This window comes from Streptomyces sp. PsTaAH-124, assembly GCF_000373685.1.
In the GTDB taxonomy this organism is placed as follows: Bacteria; Actinomycetota; Actinomycetes; order Streptomycetales; family Streptomycetaceae; genus Streptomyces; species Streptomyces andamanensis.
This window is the reverse complement of record NZ_KB892171.1, coordinates 159,972-172,314: the sequence shown is the minus strand read 5'-3', so window position 1 is coordinate 172,314 and position 12,343 is coordinate 159,972. Positions and strand designations below refer to the sequence as shown.

General features: G+C 74.0%; 7 protein-coding genes. All 7 read right to left on the bottom strand.

Annotated features, from left to right (window positions below; all coding sequences use genetic code 11):
* Positions 1 to 419 (bottom strand): flavodoxin-dependent (E)-4-hydroxy-3-methylbut-2-enyl-diphosphate synthase (locus B086_RS0119125; protein ID WP_018568039.1); only part of this gene is annotated, 419 nt, incomplete at its 3' end.
* 170 nt (positions 420 to 589) lie between these two features.
* Positions 590 to 1,882, bottom strand: coding sequence for a M50 family metallopeptidase (locus B086_RS0119120; protein ID WP_199785564.1), 1,293 nt, complete (start codon positions 1,880 to 1,882; stop codon positions 590 to 592).
* Between the two features lie 8 nt (positions 1,883 to 1,890).
* The gene (gene dxr, locus B086_RS0119115) at positions 1,891 to 3,153 is read right to left on the bottom strand and encodes a 1-deoxy-D-xylulose-5-phosphate reductoisomerase (protein ID WP_026252567.1); all 1,263 of its coding nucleotides are present in this window, start codon (positions 3,151 to 3,153) and stop codon (positions 1,891 to 1,893) included.
* A 200-nt stretch (positions 3,154 to 3,353) separates the two neighbouring features.
* Complete coding sequence (locus B086_RS0119110) at positions 3,354 to 5,294, bottom strand: acyl-CoA dehydrogenase family protein (protein WP_018568036.1); 1,941 nt, start codon at positions 5,292 to 5,294, stop codon at positions 3,354 to 3,356.
* Positions 5,295 to 5,598: 304 nt separating this feature from the next.
* Complete coding sequence (locus B086_RS0119105; protein ID WP_018568035.1) at positions 5,599 to 7,044, bottom strand: aldehyde dehydrogenase family protein; 1,446 nt, start codon at positions 7,042 to 7,044, stop codon at positions 5,599 to 5,601.
* Between the two features lie 666 nt (positions 7,045 to 7,710).
* A complete protein-coding gene (locus B086_RS0119100) occupies positions 7,711 to 9,378 on the bottom strand; it encodes a PucR family transcriptional regulator (RefSeq protein WP_018568034.1) in 1,668 nt (555 codons plus the stop codon).
* 129 nt (positions 9,379 to 9,507) lie between these two features.
* Positions 9,508 to 12,048 (bottom strand): hypothetical protein, encoded by a 2,541-nt coding sequence (locus tag B086_RS0119095; protein WP_018568033.1) that lies wholly within the window; start codon positions 12,046 to 12,048, stop codon positions 9,508 to 9,510.
* Between the last annotated feature and the right edge of the window lie 295 nt (positions 12,049 to 12,343).

The following is a 12,343-nucleotide window of genomic DNA, read 5'->3' as shown; positions in this document are numbered from 1 at the left end:
GTCCCATGATCCTTCGCCGCCCGCGCGATCTCCCGCACCTGATCGTCGAACTTCTTGATGTTCCCCGGATTCACCCGCACCGCCGCACACCCCGCCTCGATCGCGGCGAACACATACTTCGGCTGGAAATGAATGTCCGCGATCACCGGAATCTGCGACTTCCGCGCGATCACCGCCAACGCATCCGCATCATCCTGCGTCGGACACGCCACCCGCACGATCTGACACCCCGACGCCGTCAACTCCGCGATCTGCTGCAACGTCGCACCGATGTCCGACGTACGCGTCGTCGTCATCGACTGCACCGACACCGGCGCGTCTCCGCCGACCGCCACGGACCCGACCTGGATCTGCCGGCTCCGGCGGCGCTCGGCGAGCTTGGTCGGAACGGACGGCATGCCGAGAGAAATCGCAGTCATCTGCTGTGCAACCCCAAGTCGTGGATCAAGGTCCGGCCCCGTTCAGCGGCGGGCTCCAGGCTTCGAGATTACGGCACCGCCCCGATCATCGGCACATCCCACCCGGCAAACCCACTCGATGGAAGGCGGCCGGACAGGGTGCCCGTCCGGCCGCCTCGAACAATCGGTGGCTAGGTGATTTTGACGGGGTTAACGACGTCGGCGATCAGCACCAGGATCGTGAAGCAGATGAAGACGCTGGCCACCACGTAGGCGACCGGCATCAGCTTCGCCACGTCGAACGGGCCCGGGTCCGGGCGGCGCAGCACCCTGGCGAGGTTGCGGCGCAGCGACTCCCACAGGGCACCGGCGATATGGCCGCCGTCCAGCGGGAGCAGCGGGAGCATGTTGAAGAGGAACAGGGAGAGGTTGAACCCGGCGACCAGCATCATGGCCATGGCCAGCTGCTGGGTGGGCGGGATGTCCAGGGTGAAGATGTCGCCGCCGACGCGGGCGGCGCCGACCACGCCCATGGGCGAGTCGGGCTGGCGGGGCGCGCCGTCGAAGGCGGCGTCCCACAGGGCGGGGATCTTGCCGGGCAGGCTCGCGATGGAGTCGACGGCCTCGCCGAGCCGGTCGCCCATCCAGCTCACGGACTCGCCGAAGTCCTGGCGGACGATGCCGGTGGCGGCGCTGAAGCCGAGGAAGCCCGCGGTGACGTACTTGCCCTGGACGATCTGGCCGTGCGCGTCCTTCTCGGCGACCTGGTTGCTGGCGATCTTCGCGTGCAGGGTGAGGTCCCGGCCGTCGCGGTGGACGACGATCGGCACGTCCTTGCCGGGGGTGGCGCGGATCAGGTCGGAGAGCCGGTCCCAGTCGTCGGTCTTCACGCCGTCGAAGGAGACGATCCGGTCACCGGCCCGCAGGCCCGCCGCCGCGGCCGGGGAGGGGGCGTCGGCCTTGGTGCAGGTGTCGCGGTTCTCGCTCTGCGCGATGACGCACTGCGAGACCGAGCTGACGGCGGTGGTCTGCTGCGAGATGCCGAAGCCCATCAGCACGACGAGGAACAGCGCGACCGCCAGGACGAGGTTCATGAAGGGGCCGGCGAACATGACGATGACCCGCTTCCACGGGGCGCGCGTGTAGAACATGCGCTTCTCGTCGCCGGGCTCCAGTTCCTCGAAGGCGGCCGAGCGGGCGTCCTCGATCATGCCGCGCCAGGGCGAGGTCGAGCGGGCGGTGACCCGGCCGTCGTCGCCCGGCGGGAACATGCCGATCATGCGGATGTAGCCGCCGAACGGGATGGCCTTGATGCCGTACTCCGTCTCGCCCTTCTTGCGCGAGAAGATCGTCGGTCCGAAGCCGACCATGTACTGCGGCACCCGGATGCCGAAGAGCTTGGCCGTGGACAGATGCCCCAGCTCGTGCCATGCGATGGAGACCAGCAGGCCGATCACGAAGACGACTATGCCGAGGATCATCATCAGGGACGTCATGCACGCGCCTCCGCGGTCGCCGATTGCGCTGTCAGTTCCCGGGCGCGGGAGCGGGCCCAGGTCTCCGCTTCGAGGACGTCCGGCACGGTCAGAGTAGTTCCCGTGGCGGGTGTGCCGTGTTCCTCGACCACCTGTGTCACGGTCTCCATGATCCCGTTGAACGGCAGCGCGCCGCGCAGGAACGCGTCGACGCACTCCTCGTTGGCCGCATTGAACACGGCCGGGGCGGTGCCCGCGAGCCGGCCGACGTGCCGGGCGAGGCCGACCGAGGGGAAGGCTTCGGTGTCGAGCGGGAAGAACTCCCAGGTGGAAGCCTTGCTCCAGTCGAAGGCGGGCGCCGCGTCGGGCACCCGTTCGGGCCAGCCGAGGCCGATGGCGATGGGCCCGCGCATGTCGGGGGGCGTCGCCTGGGCGAGCGTGGAGCCGTCGGTGAACTCGACCATCGAGTGGACGTACGACTGCGGGTGCACGACGACCTCGATGTGTTCGAAGGGGATGTCGTACAGCAGATGGGCCTCGATGACCTCCAGGCCCTTGTTGACGAGGGTGGCGGAGTTCACCGTGATCACCGGGCCCATCGCCCAGGTGGGGTGGGCGAGGGCGTCCTCGACGGTGACGTGGGCCAGATCCTCCTTGGTGCGGCCGCGGAAGGGGCCGCCGGACGCGGTGACCACGAGCTTGCGCACCTCGGCCCTGGTACCGGCCGCGAGGGCCTGGAAGAGGGCGGCGTGCTCGGAGTCCACCGGGATGATCTGCCCCGGCGCGGCGAGCGCCTTGACCAGCGGGCCGCCGACGATGAGCGACTCCTTGTTGGCGAGCGCGAGGGTGCGGCCCGCCGTCAGAGCGGCGAGGGTCGGAGCGAGGCCGATGGAGCCGGTGATGCCGTTGAGGACGGTGTGGCAGTCGGAGGCGGCGAGCTGGGTGGCCGCGTCGGGCCCGGCGAGGATCTCGGGAAGCGGTTCGCCGCCGCCGTACTGCGCGGCCAGCGCCTCGCGCAGGGCCGGTACGACGTCCTCGCGGGCCACGGCCACGGTCCGCGCCCGCAGCCGGAACGCCTGCTCGGCGAGGAGACCGACCCGGCCGCCGTTGGCGGACAGGGCGGTGACCCGGAAGCGGTCCGGGTGGCGCAGCACGAGGTCGATGGCCTGGGTACCGATGGATCCGGTGGACCCGAGGACGACCACGTCCCTGGGTCCGTCGCCGCCTGCGGGGTCGAAGACGAGATGCGGATCGGCGAGAGGGGCTGGACTGTCGCTCATCCCCCCATTGTGGCCGCAACGGCTCCGGCTCAGGACAGCGCGGTCCCGGACACGGCCGGGAGCGGCCGGGGATGGCCGGGAGTGGCCCAGGACGGCCGGGGAGGGATGGGGACGGCCGGGGACGGTCGGGAGAGTGCGGACCGGTGGGGCGGGCCGAGCCGGGTCGGGGCGGGGCCGCCCCGGCGGTACGGCCGGTGGTGCTAGCGGATCGGCCGGTGGACGTTCTCCCGTCCGCCGGGGCCGGGTTCCGGCTCCGCGATCCAGGGGCCGTCGTCCGAGGGGTCGACGATGCCCTGCTCCAGCCACGTGTAGACGCCGCCGAGGACGCCCCTGACGACCGTGCGGTCGATGTCGTCGGTGTTGGTCCACAGCCGGTCGAAGAGTTCGCCGACGCGGACACGGGACTGGCGGCAGAAGGCGTCGGCGAGCTGGTACGCCTCGCGGCCGTGCTCGCCGCGGGTGCGCAGGAGTTCGGCGCGTACGCAGGCGGCGCTCATCGCGAACAGTTCGGCGCCGATGTCGACGACCCGGCCGAGGAAGCCCTGCTTGCTCTCCATCCGGCCCTGCCAGCGGGTCATGGCGTAGAAGGTGGCGCGGGCGAGCTTGCGGGCGTGGCGCTCGACGTAGCGCAGATGGCCGGAGAGGTCGGCGTGCCCGCGCGGATGGAACTCCGCGTACGAGAGCGGCAGTTGGCCGGGGCCCGCGACGAGCTTCGGCAGCCACCTGGCGTAGAAGACACCGGCGCGCCCGCCCGCGCGCGCCTTGTCCGGCAGGGACTTGGCGGGGTCGATGAGGTCCCCGGCGACCGCGAGGTGCGCGTCGACGGCCTCGCGTGCGATCAGCAGGTGCATGATCTCGGTGGAGCCCTCGAAGATGCGGTTGATGCGCAGGTCGCGCAGCATCTGCTCGGCAGGGACGGCGCGTTCGCCGCGGGCGGCGAGGGAGTCGGCCGTCTCGAAGCCGCGGCCGCCGCGGATCTGCACCAGTTCGTCGGCCATCCGCCAGGCCATCTCGGAGCCGTAGAGCTTGGCGAGGGCGGCCTCGATGCGGATGTCGTTGCGGTCCTCGTCGGCCATCTGGGACGACAGTTCGAGGACCGCCTCCAGGGCGAAGGTGGTGGCGGCGATGAAGGAGATCTTGGAGCCGACCGCCTCGTGCAGCGCGACCGGCTTGCCCCACTGCTCACGGACCCCCGACCACTCGCGGGCGATCTTCAGGCACCACTTGCCCGCGCCCGCGCACATCGCGGGCAGGGAGAGCCGCCCGGTGTTGAGGGTGGTCAGGGCGATCTTCAGGCCCTGGCCCTCCTCGCCGATGCGGTGGGCGGCCGGGACGCGGACCCGGTGGAAGCGGGTGACGCCGTTCTCGATGCCGCGCAGGCCCATGAACGCGTTGCGGTGCTCGACCGTGACGCCCTCGGCGGCGGCCTCGACGACGAAGGCGGTGATGCCGCCGCGGTGGCCCTCGGACCTCGGCACGCGCGCCATGACGACGAGGAGGTCGGCGACGACCCCGTTGGTCGTCCACAGCTTCACGCCGTCCAGCACGTACGCGTCCCCGTCCGGCACGGCCGTGGTCGCCAGCCGGGCCGGGTCGGAGCCGACGTCCGGCTCGGTGAGCAGGAAGGCGGAGATGTCGGTGCGGGCGCAGCGCGGCAGGAAGGTGTCCTTCTGCTCCTGGGTGCCGAAGAGTTTCAGCGGCTGCGGTACGCCGATCGACTGGTGCGCGGACAGCAGCGCGCCGAGTGCGGGGCTGGCGGAACCGGCCAGGGCGAGCGCCCGGTTGTAGTACACCTGGGTGAGGCCGAGGCCGCCGTACCTGGTGTCGATCTTCATGCCGAGGGCGCCCAGTTCCTTGAGCCCGGTGACGACCTCGTCGGGGATGCGTGCCTCGCGCTCGATGCGGGCGGAGTCGACCCGGGTCTCGCAGAAGTCGCGGAGCCGGGCCAGGAACGCCTCGCCGCGCCGGACGTCGTCGGCGGCCGGGAGCGGGTGCGGGTGGACGAGGTCGAGCCGCAGGCGGCCGAGGAAGAGTTCCTTGGCGAAGCTGGGCTTGCGCCAGTGCTGCTCCCGGGCGGCCTCCGCCACCTGCCGGGCCTCGCGCTCGCTCACGGTGGGGCTGCTGGTCGCTGGTGCGGTCATGGGGCTCACCTCACCGCGAGGACGGGCCTCGCGAACAGGGATCTCGGGGGCGTTCGCCACCGACCGGTACTCCTGGTTCGTATGTACCCGATGGCGGGCGGGGCCACCACCTCGTGCGGCTGTTCGCGGGGGTCGGCGGGCGGGCGGCTGTTCGCGGGGGCGGGCGGGGTGCCGGGCGTCCCGGTACAGGACGACGACGGCCGGAGCCCCCGCACAGTGGGCTCCGGCCGTCGTCGCCGGTGACCGGCCCGGACGGTGTGACCGGTCCGGCCGGTTCGATCTGTTCGACCGCTCCTGACAGGTCCTAGAGGGCCAGGCCGGTCAGGACGAGGACGCGCTCGTAGGTGTAGTCGTCCATGGCGTAGCGCACGCCCTCGCGGCCGACGCCGGACTGCTTGGCGCCGCCGTAGGGCATCTGGTCGGCGCGGTAGGACGGCACGTCGCCGACGACCACGCCGCCCACCTCCAGGGCGCGGTGGGCGCGGAAGGCGGTCTGCACGTCGTGCGTGAACACACCTGCCTGGAGGCCGTACTTGGAGTCGTTGACCGCGGCGAACGCCTCCGCCTCGCCGTTCACCTTCTGCACGGTCAGGACCGGGCCGAAGACCTCCTCACGGGCGAGGGTGGTGTCGGCGGGCACGTCGGTGAGCACGGTCGGCGCGTAGGAGGCGCCGTCGCGCTTGCCGCCGGTGAGCACGGTGGCGCCGGCGTCGGCGGCCTCCCGCACCCAGGACTCGACGCGGCGCGCGGCGTCCTCGCTGACCAGCGGGCCGACGTCCGTCTTCGGGTCGGACGGGTCGCCGGTGACCTGGGCCTCGACGGCGGCGACGACGCGCGGCAGCAGCCGGTCGTAGACGGCGGCGTCGGCGATCACGCGCTGCACCGAGATGCAGGACTGGCCGCCCTGGTAGTTGGAGAAGGTGGCGATGCGGGTCGCCGCCCAGTCCAGGTCCTCGTCGCTCGCCCAGTCGGCGAGGACGACGGCCGCGCCGTTGCCGCCCAGCTCCAGGGTGCAGTGCTTGCGCGGCACCGAGTCCATGATCGCGTAGCCGACCTTCTCGGAACCCGTGAAGGAGATGACCGGCAGCCGCTCGTCCTGGACCAGGGCGGGCATCCGGTCGTTGGAGACCGGCAGGATGGACCAGGAACCGGCGGGCAGCTCGGTCTCGGCCAGCAGCTCACCGAGGATCAGACCGGACAGCGGGGTGGCCGGGGCCGGCTTGAGGATGATCGGGACACCGGCGGCGATCGCGGGGGCGACCTTGTGGGCGCACAGGTTCAGCGGGAAGTTGAACGGCGCGATGCCGAGGACGACGCCCTTGGGGAAGCGGCGGGTGAGCGCGAGGCGGCCCTGACCGCCGCCGTCGGTGTCCAGGCGCTGGGCCTCCCCGCCGTTGAACCGGCGGGCCTCCTCCGCGGCGAACCGGAACACCGACACCGCACGCCCGACCTCGCCGCGCGCCCACTTGACCGGCTTGCCGTTCTCGGCGGAGATCAGCTGCGCGATCTCCTCGGTGCGCTCGGTCAGCCGCTTGCCGACGTGGTCGAGCGCGGCGGCGCGTACGTGGGCCGGGGTGCCGGCGAACTCCTCCAGCACGGCGTGCGCGGCGGCCACGGCCTCCTCGACCTGGGCGTCGGTCGGCACGCTGACCTGCCCGACGGTCCGGCCGTCCCACGGGGAGGTGACGTCGAAGGTGTCCTCGCCGGTGGCCTGGCGGCCGGCGAGCCAGAAGGCGGTGGTGGATGTCATTGAACGAATCCCGGCCCTTCCGCGTAGGAGGTGAGTGGTGATGACTGCTTGCGACGACAACGGTAGGGCGGCACCGGCCCGGCGGCGCTTGTCCGGGGTGGAGCAGTATGCGGGGGGTCTACGCCGGTTTGGCGCAGGTGGGGGCGGGGTGTGGGTGGGTGGGGGCGGGGTGGCGGTGAGGCACGGTGGGTGCGGGGTCAGGAGCGGGCGCCGGGCGCCGGGCGCCGGGAGCGGCAGGGCGGGTGCCGGGCCCCGGGAGCGGCAGGGCGGGTGCCGGGCCAAGGGCCGGGACCCGGCGTCGGGCACCGGGCCCGGGACGGGGTGCAGGGCGGAGACCGCGTCGCGGACAAGCGCTGCGGGCGGGCAGGCGCACCGCACCGCACCGCACCGCACCGACGAGGCGGCCGGGATGCGGGCTCGGGGGTCGCGCCGAGGCCAGTACGGAGCCTCGGGGCGGACATCGCGCCACGGGCAGGCGCCGTGCCCAGGCACATACGGCCGGGTCGCCCGGGAGGCGGACCGGGCTCGGCGCCGGCCCCGGGGCGGGGTTCGAGGACCGGCACCCAGCCGTGGGCGAGCGACGGGCTCAGGGGCCTGCGTCCGGCTCAGGGGCCGTCGAGGTTCCGGAACAGTGGCCTCCGGGCAGGTGACGGGCTCGGGGCGGGGCTATTCCGGGGCTGTGGCCTTGAGGGCGAGCCAGAGTTCCATGCGGACGTCCGGGTCGTCCAGGGAGCGGCCGAGGATCTCCTCGACGCGGCGCATGCGATAGCGCAGGGTGTGCCGGTGGACGCCGAGGTCGGCGGCGGCCGCGTCCCACTGGCCGTGCCGGGAGAGCCAGGCGCGCAGGCTGGCCACCAGGTCGCCGCGGCCGGTCGCGTCGTGCTCGTACAGCGCGCGCAGCAGCCCGTCCGCGAACGCCCGTACGGCGTCGTCGGCGAGCAGCGGCAGCACCGAACCCGAGGCCAGTTGCTCGTGCTCGACCAGGACCCGGCCGCGCCGCCGCGCGACGGACAGGGCCTGCTCGGCCTGTTTGAAGGCGGCGGCCGCGGCGATCGGTCCGGCGGGGGCGGACAGGCCCACGACCAGTTCGGCCGCCTCGCCGGCCGGCTGCTCGGGGACGGCGGCGGCCCGAGCCGCCTCCAGCACGCCCGCGTACTCCCCGCAGGCGGTGACGGCCGCGCCGCCGTCACCGGCCAGCACCACCAGCCGCTCCCCGTCGGGCACCACGAGCACCGCCTCGCCGGAGCGCGCGGCGGCGGCCTCCACCACCTCGGCGAGGCCCGCGAGCGGGTCGCCGCCGGTACCCACGGCGGCGGGCACGGCGGCCGGGGCGGGCTTGGCGGCCTGCACGCGCGCGTGCGCGTCGGCGTGTGCCCGCGCGGCGGACGCCGACGCCACCTCGGCGACGATCGCCCGGAACGGCGCGTCCAGCAGGTCGCCGTACAGGTCACCGGCGACGGCCCGCGCGTGGTCGGGCTGCCCGGCGAGCAGCATCCGCAGCACGGCCCCGCCGACGCGCTGCTCGGCCGCGTGCAGGGAGCGGGAGCGTTCCGTGGTGAGGGTCAGCAGGGCGATGGCGGAGTGCACGGCGTAGCGCTCGGCGGTGCCCAGGGTGGCGGCGGTGCCCACGGCGAGGGCGGCGCGCGGGCGTCGGCCGGTGCCCAGGGAGTGCAGTTCCACGCGGTCCTCGGTCTCGGGCACACCGGCCACGGCGGAGGCGGGCGCGGGTCTGTCGCGCAGCCGTTCGACGTCGGCGGTGAGCCGGGCGGCGCGGCGGACCGCCCACTCGGGTGCGGCGGCGACGACGGCGCCCGAGGCGTCGTAGAGCGCCGCCCAGCCGTCGACCTGGGCGGCCAGCGCGGTGAGCAGCCCCTCGGGCCCGGAGCCGAGCGCCTGCCGCGTCAGTTCGCGCTGGGCGGCGAAGCCCGCCGTGACCGCGCGGTACTGGTCGGCGGCGATGGCCGCGGAGACCGCCTTGCTGATCGCGAGGAAGGGCGTGCGCCGGGGCACCTCCAGCAGGGGCAGCCCCTCCTCCTCGGCGGCGGTCACGAGCGCCTCGGGCACCTCCTCGTAGTTCACCCCGACGGCGAAGCCGAGCCCGACCACCCCCGCCTGCACGAGCCGCTTCACGTAGCGGCGCATGGCCTCCGGGTTCTCCGCGTCCAGCTTGAGCGCGGTGATCAGCAGCAGCTCGCCGCCCTCCATGTACGGCACGGGGTCGGCCAGCTCGCTGACGTGCGCCCAGCGGACCGGCACGTCCAGACCGTCCCCGCCCGCGCGCACGGTCAGCTTGAGCGCGGAGTGGTGGACGAGCGAGGCGAGCGTGGGAGGCATGGGACCGACCTTCAGGTCTGCGGGGATCCGGTGAGCGGGAGCGGGACGGCCCAGGGACCGTCGCCCATGACCTTTTGGCCGCCGCGTATGAACGGCCACTGTCGATTCTGCCTCACCGTACGAGCCGCGTCAGCCGCGCAGGTCCACCAGGAGCGGCGGCGCGTGCTCGCCGGACACCCCGGTCAGCGACAGCACCGCGTGGCCCGGCGGCACCTCGTGGGCCAGCTGCGAGGCGGACCAGCGTTCCCGCTCGACCTGCTTGGTGGTGACGGCGTCGGTGGTCACCGCCCGCCCGGTGACCAGTTTGCGCAGGGCGTGGATGGCCCGGGTCATCGGCTGGTCGGCGAAGACGGTGTGCTTGGCGACCTCCTTCGTCTCCACCCACTCGGTGCCCCAGGCGTGCGCGAACCGGGTGCCGTCCCAGGTGGTGACCCCGGACAGCGCCATCCGGCAGCCGACCGCGCCCAGCAGCGGCCCGTGCAGGGCCTCGGGCACGTCCGCGACCGAGCGCAGCGCGAGGACGACCCCGGCGTTCTGCGAGCGCAGCCTGCCGACGCGGCGCACCGACTCGGGGGTCACGGCGCCGGTGGCGTCGTCGAGGACCAGGCAGGCGAAGTGGGGGCGCCGGGTGTCCCGTACGAGCGTGTGGAACTGGGCCAGGACCAGTCGGGTGATGATCCGGGACGCCTCCTCGTGCCCGCGTTCGGGCAGGTCGATGCGGACCCGCAGCGGATGGTGGGCGACGGCGCGCAGCGAGAACGGCCGGGCTCCGGCGCCCGCTCCGCCGTGGCCGCCGCCGAAGAAGTCGGCGAAGACCGGCCGGTCGAGCAGGGCCAGCCGGTCGGCGAGGGCCGGGCCCGCGTCCGCAGCGCCGCCCGACTGCCGCATCCGGGCGTCCAGCTCGCGGCGCATCACCGCGTGCCGGTCGTCGGCGGCGAGTCCCGCCCGCAGGGCGGCCAGCGCCCCCGGGTCGCCCTCCAGCAGTTCGCGCAGCACCGGCAGGGAGGGGAAACGGCCGTGCACCGCGCGGTAGGGGCCGAGGAGCTGGGCGAGCGCGGTGGCGGCGCTCTGGGTGCCCACGGCGGCCACGTCGCCGACCAGGGCCTCGGCGAGGAGGGCGGCGGCCTCGTCGGGGTCGTCGGACTCGGCGTACGGGTCGAGGTCGTGCGCGGAGGCGGGGTCGCCGATCCGGACCACCACGTCGTACGCGCCGTCCCGGCCGAGCGGCGTACCGGCCGCGCAGACGGCGACGACCGCGCACCGGCCGGTCAGTGCCCGCAGCGCCAGCCCCTCGGTGAGCGGCTCGACGACATGCCGGGTCTTGCCGGAGCCGGACGGTCCCACGAGCAGCAGCGAGGTGGCGAGCTGCTCGGCTCCGACGGCGGCACCGGCCCCGTGGTAGGCGCGCGGGGTCCGCTCCCCGGGCACCCACCGGCCGAGCCGCACCTGTCCCGTGAGCAGGTCGTGGGCGGCGGCGCGGCCCGGCAGGTCGCGCGCGCCGGACGGGTGGGTCCAGGCGGCGGCGCCCTGCCGCAGCACGGTGTCGGTGAAGGCCGCGAGCCCCGCCGCGCGCCGCGCCTCGCCCCAGGCACTCTCCACCCGGACGCAGTCGACGTCGTTCATCCGGTCAGCGGCCACCTCGGCGGTGAGCAGTTCGGCGGCCTGGTGCTGGCCCGCGTGGCGCAGTTCGGGCCACTGCGAGCGGGGCAGGTCGGCGGGCGGCGGCGCGGTGGGGTCGGCCGCGGCCCGTCGGCGCGCGAGCAGCTCCCGGCCGTACGGCAGCCAGCCGCCGAGGCGGGCGAAGGGCCAGAGGACGAACAGGGTGATCAGTGTGTAGAGGGCATCGGTGAAGAGCCGCGAGCCGAACAGGTCGTAGCTGCCCGAGATCAACGCCACCAGGGAGAACAGCGGATCGACGATCGGCACCGGGTCCCAACCGGCCAGTGGGACCGCCTCCGGAAAGACCAGGCTGAGGGCGCCGAGCGCGCCGACGGCGGCGAACAGGGCGCGGGCGGGCTGCGGGCGACGGCCCACGAAGTGCCGCGCGACCTCCGGCCAGCTGCCCAGGTGTCCCACGGCGTAGACGAGGACGGCGAAGAAGATTCCGTCGTAGACGACCCTGGCCTCCTGCCCCTGCCACCCCTTCGGGGAGACCGTGCCCCCCCACCACCAGTCTTCGGGGGTGAAGAGCTTCAGCGGCGCCGACTCGTAGGGCACCGCGCCCTGCCGCCACAGCGACCACACGAGCAGGGCCACGACCAGGGGGATCAGCAGTCCCACGGCGGTGATCGCGGGAAGCCGGCCCGCGGCGGGCTCGCTGCCCTTGGGCGGCCGGTGGCCGAACCGCCAGATGCCGGGCGCGGCGGCGGGCCGGGGGGTGTCGAGCCAGGCGGCGACCGCGGAGCGGGGACCGGTACCGGAGGCCGCCGCCGCACTCACCGCGCCCGCCGCACCCTCCGTACCCGGCGCGTACGCCCCCTGCGCGCCCTGCCCCGTCCGCGCGCCCGGCGCCGCCGGTGGCCGGGACGGCATCGGCGGGGCCTGCCGGGGCATGGCCGGGCGCGGTACCGCGCCGGGGTGCCGCTGGGGTGCCGGGGCGCCCGGCCCGGGTACCGGGTCCGACCGCTTCGGATGCGTGCCCCGCGCGTCCTGCGTCCCGCCGTCGTCCATCGCCGTCGCTCCCCGGCCAGCCGTTCCGTGCACCGTCACATCAGCGAGTCAATCTAACCCCCGGACAAGGGAGTTCACCGTCCGCACGGCGCGACGCGCGCATCCGGCGCCGACGCCCGCTCCGACACCCCCGTCGGCCCCTTCCCTCCCCGCTCCCCTCTTCTATGTCCACTTCTATGTCCACGACGGACAACCGCGACCGCCGACAACGCCCACATGGAGCATGCCCGCCCCTCTTCTGCCGTCTTAACCTGCGAGAAAAGAGGGAAAGGCGTCCACGGAACGCCACCCTCGG

Coding starts and splice junctions, on each gene's coding strand:
- B086_RS0119105 (WP_018568035.1), bottom strand. CDS start 7,044: ATGACATCCACCACCGCCTTCTGGCTCGCCGGCCGCCAGGCCACCGGC.
- B086_RS0119095 (WP_018568033.1), bottom strand. CDS start 12,048: ATGGACGACGGCGGGACGCAGGACGCGCGGGGCACGCATCCGAAGCGG.
- dxr (WP_026252567.1), bottom strand. CDS start 3,153: ATGAGCGACAGTCCAGCCCCTCTCGCCGATCCGCATCTCGTCTTCGAC.
- B086_RS0119120 (WP_199785564.1), bottom strand. CDS start 1,882: ATGATGATCCTCGGCATAGTCGTCTTCGTGATCGGCCTGCTGGTCTCC.
- B086_RS0119110 (WP_018568036.1), bottom strand. CDS start 5,294: ATGACCGCACCAGCGACCAGCAGCCCCACCGTGAGCGAGCGCGAGGCC.
- B086_RS0119100 (WP_018568034.1), bottom strand. CDS start 9,378: ATGCCTCCCACGCTCGCCTCGCTCGTCCACCACTCCGCGCTCAAGCTG.